At 40.5% G+C, this 18,605-nt stretch carries 10 protein-coding genes; all 10 read right to left on the minus strand.

Going from position 1 to position 18,605, the window contains the following annotated elements:
- Window positions 1–34: 34 nt before the first annotated feature.
- The gene (locus tag CWB85_RS13855; protein WP_016709625.1) at window positions 35–565 is read right to left on the minus strand and encodes a cell division protein ZapC domain-containing protein; all 531 of its coding nucleotides are present in this window, start codon (window positions 563–565) and stop codon (window positions 35–37) included.
- A gap of 121 nt (window positions 566–686) precedes the next feature.
- Entirely contained in the window at window positions 687–1,697 is a 1,011-nt protein-coding gene (gene pyrD / locus CWB85_RS13860) for a quinone-dependent dihydroorotate dehydrogenase (RefSeq protein ID WP_138555203.1), read from the minus strand.
- A gap of 114 nt (window positions 1,698–1,811) precedes the next feature.
- Complete coding sequence (locus tag CWB85_RS13865) at window positions 1,812–6,653, minus strand: NAD-glutamate dehydrogenase (protein WP_138555204.1); 4,842 nt, start codon at window positions 6,651–6,653, stop codon at window positions 1,812–1,814.
- A gap of 210 nt (window positions 6,654–6,863) precedes the next feature.
- Window positions 6,864–9,188, minus strand: a complete 2,325-nt coding sequence (locus CWB85_RS13870; RefSeq protein ID WP_138555205.1) for an efflux RND transporter permease subunit — start codon at window positions 9,186–9,188, stop codon at window positions 6,864–6,866.
- The gene (locus CWB85_RS13875) at window positions 9,188–10,189 is read right to left on the minus strand and encodes a WD40/YVTN/BNR-like repeat-containing protein (RefSeq protein WP_138555206.1); all 1,002 of its coding nucleotides are present in this window, start codon (window positions 10,187–10,189) and stop codon (window positions 9,188–9,190) included. Before CWB85_RS13875 ends, CWB85_RS13870 begins: the two co-directional genes overlap by 1 nt.
- Before the next feature lie 131 nt (window positions 10,190–10,320).
- Entirely contained in the window at window positions 10,321–11,685 is a 1,365-nt protein-coding gene (locus CWB85_RS13880) for a DUF1329 domain-containing protein (protein WP_138555207.1), read from the minus strand.
- 10 nt (window positions 11,686–11,695) lie between these two features.
- The gene (locus tag CWB85_RS13885) at window positions 11,696–13,798 is read right to left on the minus strand and encodes a DUF1302 domain-containing protein (protein WP_016709619.1); all 2,103 of its coding nucleotides are present in this window, start codon (window positions 13,796–13,798) and stop codon (window positions 11,696–11,698) included.
- Between the two features lie 237 nt (window positions 13,799–14,035).
- Complete coding sequence (locus CWB85_RS13890; protein WP_016709618.1) at window positions 14,036–14,257, minus strand: DUF2835 domain-containing protein; 222 nt, start codon at window positions 14,255–14,257, stop codon at window positions 14,036–14,038.
- Window positions 14,258–14,260: 3 nt separating this feature from the next.
- A complete protein-coding gene (gene pepN / locus CWB85_RS13895; RefSeq protein ID WP_138555208.1) occupies window positions 14,261–16,855 on the minus strand; it encodes an aminopeptidase N in 2,595 nt (864 codons plus the stop codon).
- A 44-nt stretch (window positions 16,856–16,899) separates the two neighbouring features.
- Window positions 16,900–18,363, minus strand: coding sequence for a Na+/H+ antiporter NhaC (gene nhaC, locus CWB85_RS13900; protein WP_016709616.1), 1,464 nt, complete (start codon window positions 18,361–18,363; stop codon window positions 16,900–16,902).
- Between the last annotated feature and the right edge of the window lie 242 nt (window positions 18,364–18,605).

Below are 18,605 nucleotides of genomic sequence, written 5' to 3' on the forward strand. Positions count from 1 at the left end.
CACGCGATAAAGGCAGGAACGCTAAAAAATATGCTTAAGCAGTTTTACTGTTTTGAACGTGGTTATAAATTGGGTGAACGCGGTTATTAAGCACTCGAATAGCCTCAAACTGATTCAGACTTAAATTTTCATCAAGCTGAAAATGCTCAGCTAAACTAATACATAATGACGCATCTTTACTGTGTTCTACAATTAAAAACTCACCAGCCTGAAGGCGGCTATGCAGTTTTATCACAGCTTCAACACTCGGCTCACTGCCAGTATAAGGGTCAAAAAACCAACTTTTTGCCAACATAGGTTTTAGGTAAAACTTTGCAGCAGTTGCATTGAGTGCAATTTGACACAATTGCGCAGTTTTCCACACATTAAAACCATCAAGGTATTGATAAACTTGCTGATAAAACGCGGCGTCTTCTAAACTAAAACATGGTTGCGTGAGCACTGAATCAGTAAGTTGGCGGAGTTTATAAGGCGTGCACAGTTGCATATCTTGATCTAAGTCGATCAACAAGCGATTTTTTACTGGACAAGCAATCCACTTCCATTGCTTTGATGCTTGTAACATGCGTTTCCTATGCTCCTTATAAATTAATCTTATGAATAGCGAATTATAGCCGCTTTTGACCAATTAATAAACATTTCCTTAGAACATTTATTGAATGATCAAAAGCTTAAATAACTGATCCTTATAAGCCTTGCAGGATCGTTTTTACCAATTGCGGGCCTTTATATATAAATCCTGTGTATACTTGGACAAGATCAGCTCCTGCTGAAAACTTTTCGTTGGCGCTAGCTGAATCATCAATGCCCCCCACCCCAATAATTGGTAACTTTCCTGCAGTTAAACGCTTCAGCTCTTGCACAACTTGGGTTGAACGATGACGCACTGGCTGACCAGACAGGCCGCCCGCTTCATTTGCATACTGTTGACCTTGCACAGCTGCACGCTCTAAGGTTGTATTTGTCGCGATCACACCATCGATCTTATTATTGATCAAAGACTCACTCACTTGGGCAATTTGCACTTCATCAAGATCTGGCGCAATTTTTACCAGCATGGGGACTTGTTTATCATGCTTAGCAATTAAATCTAATTGTTCGTTCTTTAAGCTTTGCAATAAATCGTCCAGTGCAGCACCATATTGCAAATCACGCAAGTCTGGTGTATTGGGTGAAGAGATATTTACAGTGATATATGATGCATATTCAAACACTTTACGCATACAGTGGATATAATCGTCTTTACCCTGCTCATTTGGGGTATCTTTATTTTTACCAATATTAATACCTAAAATACCGTCATACTTCGCTGCTTTGACGTTATTAATTAGGTTATCCACCCCTTTATTGTTAAAACCCATACGATTAATAATGGCATTTGATTCTGGCAGGCGGAAAATACGTGGTTTATCATTCCCCGCTTGTGGACGTGGTGTGACAGTCCCCACTTCAATAAAACCAAACCCCATTTTTGCAAAAGCATCAATACACTCGGCATTTTTATCAAGGCCTGCAGCAAGTCCAACTGGGTTTTTAAATTGTAAGCCTAGAAATTCTACGGGGCGATCTGCCACTGATTGAGACCATGCGGCACTGAATGGCGTATTATTAAAACGGCGTAAATTATGCAGTGCAAATTCATGGGCCCATTCCGCATCACGGGTGAACATAAAACGGCGAGCTAGATCGTAAAACATCAAATAATCCTCTTTATAAAAAAATACCCCAGACTAGGCTGGGGTATTGTATAACAATTTTAGTGATTAACTCATTATTTTCAGTTGAGAAAATAATGAAGCACTAGTAATCGCTTATTTTGTTGACGAATCACAGTTATGACTCAGTAACATAAGTTCGCGAAGTGCGACTGAGAACTTAGCAAAATCATGGCTTTGTGAAGTTTTAAACTCAGCCAACATTTGCTTCCAGCGTTGCAATAGTAAATCTTGGCTATCCATCCAGTGATCAATTTGACTGTCAACGTCTTTGTCATCACCTGTGAAGTTGTTTAGTACTACTTCTGATAATGTACGTTGTTGCCAATCAAGTTCTTCACGATAAGAAGCACGTGCCAAGGCTTGCCAATGGTTTGCCACTGGTTGATTGGTAATTTGATCTAAGAACCAATGTAGACCCATGCGGGCGCCAAGTTTGAAGTAGGTATTCGACACCATATCAATACTGCGGCCTGAATTCGCAGCTACTTCAGCCAAATCCATTACTGAGAACAGGCTAGATAGCGATACTATACGTGTTGCAAGCTCTGCAGGTACTGCACTATCTATTAGTTTTTCAGCCGCTTTGTTTAAACGTTCACTTTCTTTTTCAACCATATAGCTGGTTAAGTTTGCACTTAAGTCAGCAAACGTTGGTGCGAAGAATGCAATTGTTTGCTCAATATTTTGCGCTTTATTACGGTGACGTAAGAACCAACGTGTTGCACGGCGTACTGTACGACGTAATTGATACAGCATTTCAGTTTGTACTGCAGCTGGGATCTTATTATCCAGCGCCACAATTGCAGACCAGGTGTCACGCATTTGGAACACTTCACTGGCAACTGAGTAACATAATGCAACTTCAGCTTCATTTGCACCTGTTTCTTCATGCATACGCACCATGAAATTAAGGCCCATATCATTAACGATATTGTTAGCAAGTTTAGTTGCAATGATCTCTTTACGCAGTGGGTGATTATCCATTGCTGCGTTGAATTTTTCACGCAGCGGTAATGGGAATGACTTCACTAAAAGCTGACGATAATACGGATTTTCTGTAATTTCGTCTGTCACTAATGACTCTTTCAGTACCATCTTGGCATAAGAAACAAGCACCGATAGCTCTGGGCGAGTGAGGTCTTTACCCGCGGCAGCGCGTTCTGCCAATTCTTCATCACTTGGAATAAATTCAATAGCACGGTTTAACTTGCCTTCTTTTTCAAGCGCATGGATAAAACGTACTTTCTCTTTTAGCGTTGATGAACCTTTAGATTGCGTAATAGACAGCGTATGGGTTTGACGATAACAGTCTTTCAATACTAGTTGTGCTACTTCATCAGTCATTGAGTACAGCAATTCATCACGTTGTTTACGCGTTAAATCACCTGCTGTGACTAAACCATTAAGTAAAATTTTGATATTTACTTCGTTATCAGAACACGCAACACCACCCACATTATCAATAAAGTCAGTGTTTACACGACCACCTTTAGTAGCAAACTCAATACGACCTAGTTGTGTCGCGCCTAAGTTACCACCTTCACCAAATACTTTTGCACCTAACTCGTGGCCATTAATGCGCAGTGCATCATTAGCACGATCACCTACATCAGCATCGCTTTCTTTACTGCTCTTAATGTAAGTTCCGATACCACCATTCCATAATAAATCAAACTCCATCATTAAACTGGCTTTGATCAATTCATTTGGTGTCATGCTGGCTTTTTTAGTGCCCAACATTTTCTTCATTTCTGGCGTTAAAGTGATTGATTTAGCAGCGCGAGAGAATACCCCACCGCCCGCTGAAATTAACTCTTTATTATAATCTTCCCATGAAGAACGTGGTAAATTAAACAAGCGTTCACGCTCTGGGTAAGACGTTGCTGAATCTGGGTTTGGATCAACAAAAATGTGTAAATGGTTAAATGCCACTTGCAGACGAATATGCTTCGATAACAACATACCATTACCGAATACATCCCCTGCCATGTCACCAATTGCAACCACAGTAAAGTCTGTAGTTTGCGTATCAATATCAATTTCACGGAAGTGACGCTTAACAGATTCCCAACCACCTTTCGCAGTAATACCCATTTTCTTATGGTCATAACCCACAGAGCCACCCGATGCAAATGCATCACCTAGCCAGAAGTTATATTCATTCGCGATACCATTGGCAATATCTGAGAACGTCGCCGTGCCCTTATCCGCTGCAACAACTAAGTATGCATCATCTTCATCATGACGTGTCACATCAACAGGTGGCACAATCTCGCCTTGGATGATGTTATCTGTAATGTCTAATAAACCGCGAATAAAGATTTTGTAGCACTCTTGGCCTTCTTTGAAAAACGCATCACGATCCGTAGGCAGTTGTTTACATACAAAGCCACCTTTAGACCCTACCGGGACGATCACCGTGTTCTTAACCTGTTGTGCTTTAACTAAGCCCAATACTTCAGTGCGGAAATCTTCACGACGATCAGACCAACGCAGACCACCACGAGCCACTTTACCACCGCGTAAATGCACACCTTCAACGCGCGGTGAATAAACAAATATCTCAAATGCCGGTAACGGCAATGGCATATCTGGAATTAAACTCGGGTTAACTTTAAATGACACATACGATTTGAACTGGCCAGTGTCATCTTTTTGAAAGTAGTTAGTACGTAACGTAGCAATGATCATATCCACGTACAAACGGATGATACGGTCATCATCTAAGTTAGCAACGTTTTCAAGCTCAAGGTAAATTTGCGCAATTAGCTTATCAAGTGTTTTAACACTTACTGGACTTTTCACTGAGAATTTTTTAGCGAATAAATTGACAATTTGTGAGCCAATATGAGGGTAGTTCGCTAAGGTGCTTTCGATGTAACTTTGCGAGAAAGTAACCCCAACTTGACGCATATACTTTGCATAAGCACGAAGAATTGATGCTTCACGGCCAGTTAAGCCACCCATTAGCACTAAACGATTAAAACCATCGTTTTCTAAACGATTACTCCATACACTGGTCAATGCAGCACGAAAACGCGCGGATACTTTATCAAAATCAGCGATCCCTTTACTATCAAGTAACATAGAGAAATCCATGATCCAGTTAACACTGCCATCACTGGTTTTAACTGAATATGGCGTTTCACCAATGACACGTAAGCCAAAGTTTTCAAGCATTGGCATAACATCAGATAGATGAATTGGTACGTCTTTATGGAATAGGCTCAAACGAACAATATTACTGTTTGCTTCTTCTTGCGGACGATAAAACAACATTTCGAGTTTATTATCATCGTTAAGCAATTCAAGCTTTTCAATATCAACAACGGCCGCACTTGGCAATACTTCATCTTTGTATGAACGGGCAAATGCATTGCAGTATTTACGATTAAGTTCATTACCACGCGCTTCACCAGCTGATTCTAATAATGCTGACTGTAGTTTATCTTCCCAAGTACGAGCGGCTTCTACTAAATTATTTTCGATGTCTTTCACGTTATATTCGATATTGTTGTCAGTCACACGCACGGTATAGTGAGTACGCGCTAGTGTTGACTCTGAGAAAAAGGTAGTAAATTCGACTTTATCGTCAGAATTAAATGCGTTTGCTAAGATACATTGCGTTTCGCGGCGTAGTGCTGTGTTATAACGCTCACGTGGTACATAAACCATGCAAGAGAAGAAACGGCCATAAGCATCTTTACGAACAAATAAGCGACACATATCACGTTCTTGTATTTGCAATACACCCATTGCAACTTCAAGTAACTCACTTTCGCGTGCTTGTACTAACTCATCGCGCGGATAAGTCTCAAGAATATTTAATACCGCTTTGTACGCATGTGTGCCTTTGGCAAAATCACACATTTCCATGATGCGATTAATTTTGCTTTTTAATACAGGCACATCAGCGGCACTGTTGTTATAGAAACTTGATGAGAATAAACCGATAAAACGGTCTTCACCAATTACATTACCTTCGTCATCAAAACGTTTAATACCAACATAATCTATGTATGCTGGGCGATGAACTCGTGATAATGAGTTAGTTTTAGTCAAGATCAGTAAATTATTATTACGCGCTTCTTGGCGTGCAACTTCTGGTAAATCAGATAACAATCGAGAATGTTCTTCGGTTGAATTTTTCATCAAACCTAAACTGCCCTCGATCTTACCTTTGAGTTGATAGTCACCTTGAACAGGTATCAAATCATATTGACGATAACCCATTAGAGTAAAATTATCTTTCGCTAACCAATCTAAAAATTCAACTGTTTCAGCTACTTCACTGGCATTGTTGTTGTGGTGACGCTTAGGTAACTCTTTGGTGACCGCAACTAACTTTTTACGGATCGGCTGCCAATCTTCTACCGCAGTAGAGACATCGTTGAGCACTGACTCAAGTTCTTTTTTGAACGAGTCGATCACTGAAGAATCTGTTTGACGATCGATTTCGATAAAAAATACCGTTTTTGTCGAGCTGGATTCTTGTTCCGCTTTTAAATTAGAAACGGCTGAAATCTTCCCGTTCTTATCGCGTTGAATTTTAAGTGGGCTATGCAGTAGCAAGTGAGAGGCGATATTTTCACGGGTCATCGCCATACGCACCGAATCAACTAGAAATGGCATATCTTTAGTGATAATTTCTACGATTGTATGCGATGACTGCCAGCCATCTTTTGCTACTTCAGGATTGAAAACACGGATAACCGCGTCATCAGAGGTATTTTTTTCTAGCGAGTTCCATAGGCTAAGTGCAGCGCCATATAAGTCACTATCATTGCGATGTGCCAAATCTTCTTTAGACATATTGCTGTACAAGGATTTGGCGAATTTCTCAACGAGTAACACATTATCAGCGTGAACTTTTTTCTGGATCAGCTTACAGACATTATCTAAGATAACCGAGGCTTGCCCTTCATTTCGTGTCATTACATGTTCCTTAAATCTATACCACCGACTTAGGTGGAAAATTTGTACAGCAATTTATTGTGTGGAGTCAGGCAAATTCTAACCCTTTTAAAATTAATAAACAGCCCTTTCGATGAAAACATTTTAAGCATTTCAGCTATTTGGTCATCTATTCACAAATTATAGATATAAATGGCCTATACAGGCCATTTAGGAGCAAAATTATTCACATTATTTTTTCTGGTCAGTCCAGAGTAAACTGCCGATTGCCGGTAAAAGTAACACCGCACCGAGCATATTGACCAAAAACATGAAGGTTAACAATATCCCCATGTCTACTTGAAACTTCAGATCAGAGAAAATCCAAGTACTGACACCGATGGCCAAGGTAATTCCGGTGAATAATACCGCACTGCCACGTTCAATTAGCGCATTTCGATACGCAACAGGTAATGCCACACCTTGCTTTAGTTGCCCCATCATAGATGACAAAATATAAATTCCGTAATCAACACCAATTCCCACCCCTAATGCAATAACAGGCAAGGTTGAAACTGTTAGCCCTATTTCAAGCTGCACCATCAAAGCCTGAGCCAACGTGGACACTATGTATAGAGGTAGCACGACAGCAATGGTTGCTTTTACGCTCTTAAAGCTAATTAAGCATAAAATAATCACCGCCCCATAGACATAAAGCATCATTGGCAATTGCGCCGCTGAGACTGACTCATTGGTTGCAGCCATTACGCCTACAGGTCCTGATGCCAACTTAAAGTGTAATGTGTCGGTTTGCTCTTCGATAGCAAATTGCTTAACACTTGCAATGATATGCTCAATGGTTTGCGCTTTATGATCGTCTAAAAAGATGATCACTGGCATGACTGAACAATCACCATTGAGTAACCCGGTACTGGTTTCAACTCTTGCCGTTGACTGTACTAAACTTGCGGTATTACGTGGCAAGCTTTGCCATTTCAAATTACCTTCGTTGTAGCCTGCATTTACTGATTGCGCAACTGAGCTTAGCGTTACAGCAGACTGCACTCCGGCAAGGTTTTCAACTTTATATTGAAAGCGGCTGATCCGCTCCATTACATCGTGCTCTGTACAAGCTGCTGGATACGCTTCTACAATCACTTTAAGAATATCCGAAGAAATGGTGTATTTGTCCGATATTAAAAATGTATCTTGGTTATAACGCGCATCTTGATGCAATGACGGTGCACCCGCGTGTAAATCTCCAATATGCATTTTTCCTGCTTGCCAATAGCCCAAAGCAAATAGCACTAGAGTACTGGCTATAATGACTTTAGCCCATTTAGGATCGGTGGTTTTCACTAATAAGTCACGCAAAGTATCAAGCATATTTGGCTTGTCACTATTTCCTGATTGGATATGCACTGTGTTGTCAAAATGCATATAAGATGCCCACACAGGTAATAACACTAAGTTAGTGAAAATAATAACCGCAACACCTAAACTTGCTGTAATAGCCAACTCACGAATTATACCAATATCAATTGTCAGTAAGGTTAAAAAGCCAACGGTGTCAGATAACAATGCAATGCCACCTGGGATCAATAGCGCTCTAAAACTTGCCTGACAACAACGACGGGTATCACTGTCTTGCTCTGCAACTTTTTTCCCAATCGCATTGATCATTTGTACACCATGGCTTACACCAATCGCAAACACTAAAAATGGCACTAAAATTGACATCGGATCTAAGCCAAATCCTAGGCTCGATAATAATCCTAACTGCCAAACCACGGCGATAATAGAACAAGTAATTGGCAAAATAGTCAGCTTTAAACTGCCACAAAATAACCACACCATCACGAAGGTAAACGCAATTGCGATAGCAAAAAATAACACGACGCCCTTCGCGCCTTCAGCAATATCACCAGCCATCTTGGCAAAACCAATGATATGGATGCTGACTTTATCCGTACTTAATGGCTCTCTAATTTCACTTTCTAGTTTTTGAGCAAACGCTAAGGTATCCAGTTTTTCTTGGGTTTGTGGATCCGTTTCCATTAACTGCGCTGTTACCATGGCGCATGAATAATCGGATGCTATCATGCGACCAACTACTTTGGCCTTTTCAATATTTTCTTTTACAACCGCTAAACCACGTTTGTCTGCTGTAAAATTAGCTGGGATAATTGGTCCGCCGGCAAACCCATCTTCAACGACTTCGACAAAACGTGCGCTAGGGGCAAAAATTGAATTCACTAAGGGCCGGTTTACTCCAGGTATAAAATACAGCTGATCGTGGACCGCTTTTAATTGTGTAAAAAATTCAGGATTAAAAATATCGCCGCTATCATCACATACGGAGATTAAAATACTATTTGCCCCACCAAATTGTTTTTCATGCTTTAAATACACTTTCATGTAATCATGATTAAGTGGAATATTTTTATTAAATGAGGCATCTAGTTGGATTTGCGTGGCTTTAAACCCTAAAAAACACGTAATTACAATAAAGCTCATTACCATCAATAATCGATGACGAAAAACAGCTTTTTCTAAGAATTCTACGATTGCATGCATTATTCAGCCATCTCCTTCACTTTAATGCCATTTTCTGAAGCCATAACCAACTGATTATCAAAAAGAACCGCATCTAAAATAGCTTTACCATCGGGTAACTGCTCAACTGTTAATTGATTATTTATGTAATGAAAAATCACCCCGCTATTAGCAAGTAACAGCCAATGGTTTTCACCTGCTTTAATAATACTGTTTACTGTGGCTGTTTTATCATTGTTTATTGGTCGCCACTGCTGTTCTTGTTGACGGCTGAAAATATTGCCGCGTAATCCCGCTACAACTTCCTCGCCATGATCGTCACTGGCGTATGCAAAGAAAGAGCCCATATAAATTTCTTCATCACGTTGCCAGCTTTTACCATTATCTGTACTGTGAGCAAGTAACCCCATTTCACCAACCAGCATAAGTTTATTACCCGTTGCAACAATACGATTGAAGTGCGGCAGTATTGAGGCTGTTTCAGCTTCATAGGCTTCAGGATCAGAATCTTTTAAATCATTTAAGTATTCTTGGTCTTCTGCAAATAGCAATGAATCTAAAAAGCGTTTTTGCCAGTTTTCTCCACCATCTGTGGTTTCATAAAACATACCATAAGCACCAACGGCAAAACCGTGTTGCTCAGTGATAAATAAGATGTCTAGGCAGGGTTTATCCAATTGTGTATTTACTTGTTGTAATTGCCAATTCGCCCCGCCGTCCGTTGTGTTAATGATTGTTGCATCATGGCCACACGCCCAACCGCGCTCACTACCATTAAAGGTGACCGCTGTTAATAACACTTGGCTTGGCACAGCAGCTTGTTGCCAGTCTTTTGCATCAACACTTGTAATTATAGTGCCGTGCTTCCCTACAGCGACCAATTGCTTTCCTGTAAATTCAATATCAGTCAACAACGTTTTATCTGCTTTTGTTGCAGTAATAGCCGCAAGCGGTTCAGACGCTATTGATTGTGTTGAAAGGCTTGCAGTAATAGCAAGGCCTGCATAAAGCATGTACTTCATATTTTTAAATCGCCTTGAAAGAGTGTGTTTGTCGGTATATAACGAGCAATCGGGGGACCCCATACGTGTCAGAATGACAAACGCGATTTGGAACAAAAAAGCACCTGGCTTAGACCAGGTGCTTGAATGAATTAACGACCTTCGCGGCGCAGTGCGCTCGAGGTAAATTCATTATCGTTAAACGATTGTGAAAAATCGTACATTTTCTCTTGGTTATCTAAACCGATTGCAAGGTAGCGGCGTGAATTCAAATCATGATACACATCGAGCGTACTCCAATTAGTCAACGCATCGTAGTAGTTGATCGTATGCGCCATCGCAACTCGATACATTTGATCACGGTTATCATAGATATCTGTTACTTGAACTTGCCAGCTATCTTCATCTATATAAAACACGCGCTTTTTATAGATATGACGAGTATCGCCTTTTAGGTTCGCTTCAACGACCCAAACACGGTGCTTTTCATAACGCACATGCTCAGGATTAATGTGCCCCGCCATTAAAATATCATCATATTCAAGCTTGTCGCTATGCAATTTGTAGCTATTGTAAGGAACATAAAGCTCTTGCTTACCCTTTAATGTCCACGTATAGCGATTTGGTGAACCATTGAACATATCAAAATCATCTGTGGTACGAAGGCTATCAGCCGCAGTTCCAGGTGCATCATAGGCTACGTTAGGAGCACGACGAACACGACGCTGACCGGTATTGTAAGTCCATGCTTGGCGAGGGGTAAGTATTTGGTCCATCGTCTCATGAACTAATAACGCCGTTCCTGCAAGTCGTGCAGGCTCTGTCACTTTTTGTTTAAATTTAAATAAAATATTTGACTCTTGCAGCTCCGCTGGAGTCGCTTTTGGGTCTGAATATTTAACTAACAATTGCTCATCAAAGCCAACCATGTTGTATGAGCCTGACGCAGTCGGTGCAGCTTGGCCACCAAAACGTTCAATCGAGAGACCACGATAACGTAATAAGTGATTCCAAATCGCTTCTAAGCCATTTTTAGGAATTGGAAAAGGAATACCAATGGCGGTATTTTTTATGCCGTTACCTTCTTCAATCAACTCTGCAGTAGGTGCATATTGCTTCGTTGCATCATAAACAAACTGCGGATTAGAAGCGCTACGATGGGTTGTATAGATATTCATTTTAAAGGTATCTGGGTACGCTTCAAAAAGTGCAACTTGGCCTGGGCTTAAGTTAGCCTTGTATTTATCAACATTTGATTTATCAATGGTGAAAAGTACTTTGTCATTGGCATATGGGTCTGGGTGATGCATACCTGGCGTATACCCTGCAGGTGGAGTGGTGATACCACCCGTCCAAGCTGGAATCGAGCCATCTGCATTGGCTGCTTTTTCAGCACCTACTGGTGTTAAATCCGCACCTAAACGTGCGACTTCTTCGCTAGTCATTTTAGCAACTACAGCCGTTGTAGAAAACAAACTACATAGCGTTAGTGCAATGAGGGTAGGTTTTTTTATCATGATGATACCCTTAAATTGAATATTTAATATTAAAAGAAACAAAATCGCGGTCAGAGAATGTATTAGTTTGACCACCACCCCAGAATGAGTTGTAGCTAAAGTCAAACGACCACGCGTTTTGGTAATTAAAGTTTGCTGTTACACCTAGTGATTTACGGTCTTCAATAAATAAGAACATTGGATCAGGTGTAATACCATTTACATCGTGAGAAAAAACAAATCGAGGTGAAAAGTTAACCCCCTTAAAGAAGTTAAAATAATCACCTTTAGCAATTAAGCGGTAACCCCATGCTGATGCGCTCGGGAAAGGGTTCGTTTCAGGCCCATTTGATAAACCAAGATGCAGCGTTGAATAATCATCAGTACCAGGACCTGTGATAACACCACTGCGACCAGTACCTGAGACATTTAAACGTAACTCGTCGTACTCTGGCATATCATTAATACGCACCCCCCCAACTTCACCGACCACAGCCCAACTATCTGCACCAAGTGATGGTCCAAATAAATGTGTAGCAGTAAACTGTAGTTGTGCAGTATTACGTTCAATATAACCTTGTGCTGTTTCGCCAGGTCCTACAACGCTAATTGCATCGCCTTGGCTCATTTGTGAAATACCCGCAAAATCAGGACGAATACCTGCAACAGCTAACTGCTCAGGCATACCTGCATAAAGTAGTTCAACGTCATCAATTTGCAGAGGCTCGTCTTCACGAAATGCAAACTCCCCCGCAAACGCCGTCTCACCAATTGAAGTATTAAAGCTAACACCATAGAGCTTAATATCTTCAGGGTAGACTAACTTACCTTGTGTAAATGCGTTCAGTTGAGTGATATTGTCTTCAGTGATCTGTGTATCCGGCGAGAGGATCATCGCCAAATCTTCAGCAATCGCTTCATTTGTAAAGTTAGATACTTGACCTGAAATAAGTGGACGACGACTATGATAGTTAATGTGGTATAACGCCACTTCAGTATCATTTAATTCAGGTAAAAACATCCCTAAACGTAAACCGTATTGGCCGCCATTTTTTGGCTCAGTCTTACCTGCATCTCCCTTACCTTTAAGTGCTACTTTAGTTGGGTAAGCTAAATACATATTAGCAAGTAATGCTTGACCTTCAGCACTGGTTGGGTCGATACCTTGTGCAGCAGCTGCAGCACCAAACGATGCTTGTAAATTATTTAAGCTCTGTGTTAAAAACGCCAGATCAATATCTGGGTTAGACGTGAAGCCAAGCTGAATGTTTTGCTGATAACCGTTTTCAGATGCAAAGTCATTGGTCGAAAAATAACTCCCCGCTGCTGGTAGTCGTGTTTCATGCCAATCATACTGATAAAACGCTTCAAGGTTGATGTTGTCGGTAATACCTAATGATGCCCATAGCATGCCTACAGGAATAAAGGCTTCTTTTAGCTCAGCACCAGGCGCTTTTAAACGGTCTATATCAACAGGGTTAACATTGATACCGTGTGAAATAAGCGTACTTTCACCCCAGTTGACAACTTGCTGACCTAACCGCACTGATAATGGATTTTTACCATCATTTAAATCAAAATCTGCCCATACAAAGGCATCGAGTAAGCGAATGTCCGCGCACACTTGCTCTTTAGTATCTGGATCATCACATGGGTCAACGCCACCACCTGATACAGGGTTAACATAAGCCCGATCGCCATCCATTAACTCAAAATCATAAAAATACATAAAGCGAGTAAACAAGCCATAGTTATCTTTATTGATCGATAAATCGTGTGTGCCTTTTAATAGTTTCGAAAAGGATTCGCCACTGTCAAAATTTAAATCCCCAGCATCACCATTATTTGAGTAGGCGCCAGGCTGTGCCCACACATCTTGTGCTGTGTATATTGGATTAAGGGATGGATCATAGCCTGTCCAATTAAAAGCAGGATTATTACTTTTACCAATCAAAGAAAAGTCGCGGTCTTCTACGCGGATACTTTGACCATAGGAAAAGTTTGAATCAAATGTTACATCAAAGCCACCAACTTCAAAGTTAGCAGCGTGTGACGCACCTGTTGATAAACCTAATGTTGCAGCAGCTAGGCCTAAAAATATTTTGTTTTTAACAAAAAGCGATCTTCTTATCATTGTGTGTTCCCCCTGTCGCGGGTAATTTTGTGATCAAGTTATTGTTTTTAGTGTAGTCGTAACGATAGAAGCGAAATAAAGAAATTACAAATAGAACGCGTTCAATCAGTCATAATTTTTCTGTTTAGTTGGCGTTTACGTAATGGTAAGACGTCCTACCAGATAATTTATACACGTAAATTAACAATAGGACAAATTGAATTAACAAAAAAAACAATATTATAAGAAAATACTGTTCTAACCTATTCGCTCCAAGCGTAAGAATTTGTGTTCAGGTGTAAGTAAAAGTCGAAAGCGTCCTCTCACTCCTAACGAAGAAATAAAAGGACGTAAATGGCTTGCGGCAAAACGAACTTTCTTGCCGCCATCTTCAATTACTTGTACCGACGTGTACTTGCCTTCGTAATAATCCATACATTGTTTGTAGGTAAGATTAAGTAGAAAATAATATTCAACCATAATTTATTGCAATGCTTTATCAACTTTTTCAAATAAATCATCGCTTAAATTGTCCAGCTCTGCAAGACGCTGTAACTGGGCTTTCATCGCCATCGAGCGTACTTCGTCATAACGACGCCACGACATAAATGGTGTAAGCATGCGTGATGCATTTTGCGGATTAATAGCGTTTAATTTGACTAACAAGTCCCCTAATAACTGATAACCTGCACCATCTTTACGATGGAATTGCGCTGTATTAAAGTGACTAAAACTCCCCACTAATGCCCTTACGCGATTTGGGTTAGAAAAATCAAAACAAGGATGTTCATAGAGCTTATTGATATTAACAATTGCGTTATCGCCACCTTGCATTGCTTGTAATGCAAACCATTTGTCCATCACTAACACATCATGACGCCATTGGCTGTCAAATTGATTTAATAATTCAACAGATAAAGGACTGTCGGCCTTAACAACAGCACTCAGGGCTGCCAATACGTTGGTCATATTATGAGAGTTCGCGGCATCGCAAAGTAGTTGCGCATGCTCAGGTTCATCAATTTTTGCTAAATAATGTAAACATATTCCTTTTAATGCACGTACTGCAACGGCATCGGCGCTAACAGAACCATCATCAACCAAGCTTTGATAACATGCGATAAACTCGCACTGCAATTGTTTCGCTATTTGCAGTTCAAATTGCTGGGTGATAGCAACAATTTCATCGACCGGGATCACTGCAAATTCTGCGGCTAAAGTGTCAAAACTAGGTAATTTTAACAGCTCAGCGATCAACGCTAAATCACCCTTTCTCTCAATAACTAAGCTACGTAACGCGTTTATAACTTCCTTGGCAAGTGAATGCTCTCTAGGGTTTTCTATCGCGGCTTTCACAGCATTAATAAGCAGTTGTTGCTGCGCATCCCAACGCGAAAAATCACTACGAGCAAAACGCATTATATGTAATAAATCAGCCTCAGTTGTGTGTTGCTCGACAATACATGGCGCTGAAAAATCTTCTAATAACACTGCCACAGGCTTTGTTGCTAAACCATCAAAACTAAAGCGCTGATACGTGTTGGTTACATCTAGAACATGGTCAATAGGTTTACCTGCAAAGCTCAATGGTACAGGTTGGCCCTGCCTATCAAGTAACTCAATAGCAAATGGTATATGTAACGGCGCATTATCCGGTTGATTAACTGGCGCGAGTTGCTCAATACTCAATGTAAAGATACCCTCCTCAGTATTATATTCTTGCTCAACAATCAGACGTGGTGTCCCAGCTTGACTATACCAACGTTTAAACTGAGTTAAATCAATACCAGAGGCATCACTCATGGCTGCAACAAAGTCATCGCAAGTAACAGCTTGCCCATCATGACGTTGAAAATAAAGAGCCATACCAAGTTGAAATTTTTCTTCACCCAACAATGTATGCATCATACGAATAACTTCAGCACCTTTATCGTACACTGTCACCGTGTAGAAATTATTCATTTCTATCACTTGTTCAGGACGAATCGGGTGCGCCATAGGACCTGCATCTTCACTGAACTGATGGGTACGCATCACTTTTACTGCATCAATACGGTTAAGTGCTCGTGAACCTAGATCACTGCTGAATTCTTGATCACGAAAAACCGTTAGGCCTTCTTTTAATGATAGCTGAAACCAGTCGCGGCAAGTAACTCGGTTGCCTGTCCAATTATGAAAATACTCATGTCCGACGATTGACTCTATAGTATGATAATCTTTATCAGTCGCGGTCTCTTGATTCGCTAGTACGCACTTAGAATTAAAGATGTTCAATCCTTTATTTTCCATCGCGCCCATATTGAAAAAATCCACGGCAACAATCATGTAGATATCTAAATCATACTCGAGGTTAAAACGTTGCTCATCCCACTGCATTGATTTTTTAAGTGAGGTCATGGCATGGGGGGTTTTCGCTAAGTTACCTTTATCAACAAACAACGCTAATTCAATATTGCGTCCACTTTTTGTGACAAAAGTGTCTTCAAGTACATCAAAATCCCCTGCTACCAGTGCAAATAAGTAACTAGGCTTTTTAAATGGATCTTGCCATTTTGCAAAGTGGCGACCGTCATCTAATTGTCCTTGCGTTAATTTATTACCATTTGACAAAAGGTGACGATAGCTTTGATCTGCGATAATTGTAACATCAAAGCTTGCAAGCACATCAGGGCGATCTAAATAGTAGGTTATTTTTCTAAAGCCTTGTGCTTCACACTGTGTGCAATACGCTCCCCCTGAAAGATATAAACCTTCTAAGGAAGTATTCGTTTTTGGTGAAATATCATTGACGATTGTGACCTGACACTCTGTGGGTAAATTATGGATCACCAGCTGTTCATCTAACAGCGTATAATCACTATAAGCGACGTCGTCTACAGCCACTGAAATTAAAGTTAACTCAATTCCATCCAACGCTAAATCAGCTTCACCAGCTACCGCTTTTTTTAGCGTTATCACACTTGTTACCCGGGTATTTAAGGGAGCCAGATCAAAGGTTAAATCAACATGTTCAATAAAATATGGGGGAGCTTGATAATCTTTAAGATACTGGGCTTGAGGTTTTTTTGTTGCAGTCATGGAGAACTCCAAAAAGGGCTCCCCTTGAGCGGGGAGCAACTAATTTATGCCTGTTGTTTAGGCTTAATACGTAAAATTTTAATACCTAGGTAAGCATACACAACAGCTAATAAAGGGTTGATAAGGTTAAAAAATGCATACAATGCATAATCAAATGGATTAATCAAAAGCACACTTTGCATGTACGCACCGCACGTATTCCATGGGATTAATGGGCTCGTTATCGTACCGCCATCTTCTAGGGTTCGTGATAAATTAACCGGCTTTAACCCCCGCTTTTTATATTCTTCTTTAAACATGCGCCCTGGCACAACAATAGCAATGTACTGATCTGCAGCAATGACATTAGTGCCGATACAAGTTGCGATTGTCGCGCTAATCAACGAACCGGTGCTTTTAGCAATTTTAAGAATGCTTTTTACAAAAATATCAAGTAACCCCGTTTTTTCCATAATGGCACCAAACATCAAGGCAGTCATGATAAGCCAAGTGGTTGTAAGCATACCGGACATACCACCACCACTAAGTAATGAGTTCATTTTTTCATCGCCGGTAGCAATCGTAAAACCATCAAAAAAAGTGGTCCAAATTAACTTAAAATATCCAACAAGCTCTCCTTTCGAGCTATCTATTTGGGAGGCAATTAAGTCTGACTGAAATAGCATAGCCCAAACAGCCCCTATCACCGCTCCAATCGAAATAGCAGGAAAAGCAGGCATTTTTTTAATCGCTAACACTAATAAAACCAATAATGGCACCAACATTTCGAAACCAATATTAAAGTTTTGCTGCAAAATCGCCGTGATCTCATCAATACGTCCAGCTTCACTAGAAGCCGTGGCATTAAACCCCATAAAAACAAAGATTATCAAAGCGATAACAAAGCTAGGCACGGTAGTCCACAGCATGTGGTGAATATGCTCAAATAAGTCAGCGCCCACAACAGCTGGCGCTAAATTTGTTGTCTCAGAGAGTGGGCTCAGCTTATCACCAAAATAAGCACCTGATATTACCGCTCCTGCAGTGACTGTTTGCTCTAAACCAAGTCCAGTGGCCACCCCTAGCAATGCGACACCTATTGTTGCAGCTGTGGTCCAAGAGCTACCTATACTCATTGCAACTATGCCGCAAATTAAACAGCTCGCGGCATAAAACCAGCTAGGGTTGATGACTTGTAAACCATAATAAATTAGCGTCGGCACTGTCCCAGAGAGTAACCAAGTACCAATCAGTGCGCCAACCATCAATAAAATGAGTATAGCCCCTAATGATAACGTGATCCCTTCAATCATTGCTTGTTCAAGTTTTTTCCAACTGTAGCCATTTTTCAGACCAATCAATGCTGCTGTAAATGTTGCAAACAACAATGCAATTTGGTTAGGTCCAGATGATGAACTATCACCAAATAAGTAGACCGCTGCACCGAGTAAACAGATTAGTACAGTAATGGGGATCAAGGCATCAAGAAAGCTGGCCTGTGGAATAGGTTTTTCATCTAATGACTTCAAAATAGAGGCTCCTACGCGTATTTTATATACGCATTTAATTATTATTTTTCGGCACGAACGCGATATTGAGCGTAACTAATGATCTACGTTTAATCGGTTTTTATACCAATCGTGTTGAGTTACTGACCATTTATAGCGACAGATAAATGGAGTGATAACAAGGCATAAATTTTGACATGTAGTTGTTCTACATGATAAATTTATAACGCAGTTAGCGCGTTATTTAGGCGGCGAGCCTTGGT

Origin of the sequence: Pseudoalteromonas sp. S1727 (assembly GCF_005886375.1) — a bacterium.
Taxonomy (GTDB): Bacteria; Pseudomonadota; Gammaproteobacteria; order Enterobacterales; family Alteromonadaceae; genus Pseudoalteromonas; species Pseudoalteromonas haloplanktis.

Bases quoted from the DNA above. Each gene is read 5' to 3' on its own strand.
- CWB85_RS13855 (WP_016709625.1), bottom strand. From the start codon at position 565: ATGTTACAAGCATCAAAGCAATGGAAGTGGATTGCTTGTCCAGTAAAA.
- pyrD (WP_138555203.1), bottom strand. From the start codon at position 1,697: ATGTTTTACGATCTAGCTCGCCGTTTTATGTTCACCCGTGATGCGGAA.
- CWB85_RS13865 (WP_138555204.1), bottom strand. From the start codon at position 6,653: ATGACACGAAATGAAGGGCAAGCCTCGGTTATCTTAGATAATGTCTGT.
- CWB85_RS13870 (WP_138555205.1), bottom strand. From the start codon at position 9,188: ATGCATGCAATCGTAGAATTCTTAGAAAAAGCTGTTTTTCGTCATCGA.
- CWB85_RS13875 (WP_138555206.1), bottom strand. From the start codon at position 10,189: ATGAAGTACATGCTTTATGCAGGCCTTGCTATTACTGCAAGCCTTTCA.
- CWB85_RS13880 (WP_138555207.1), bottom strand. From the start codon at position 11,685: ATGATAAAAAAACCTACCCTCATTGCACTAACGCTATGTAGTTTGTTT.
- CWB85_RS13885 (WP_016709619.1), bottom strand. From the start codon at position 13,798: ATGATAAGAAGATCGCTTTTTGTTAAAAACAAAATATTTTTAGGCCTA.
- CWB85_RS13890 (WP_016709618.1), bottom strand. From the start codon at position 14,257: ATGGTTGAATATTATTTTCTACTTAATCTTACCTACAAACAATGTATG.
- pepN (WP_138555208.1), bottom strand. From the start codon at position 16,855: ATGACTGCAACAAAAAAACCTCAAGCCCAGTATCTTAAAGATTATCAA.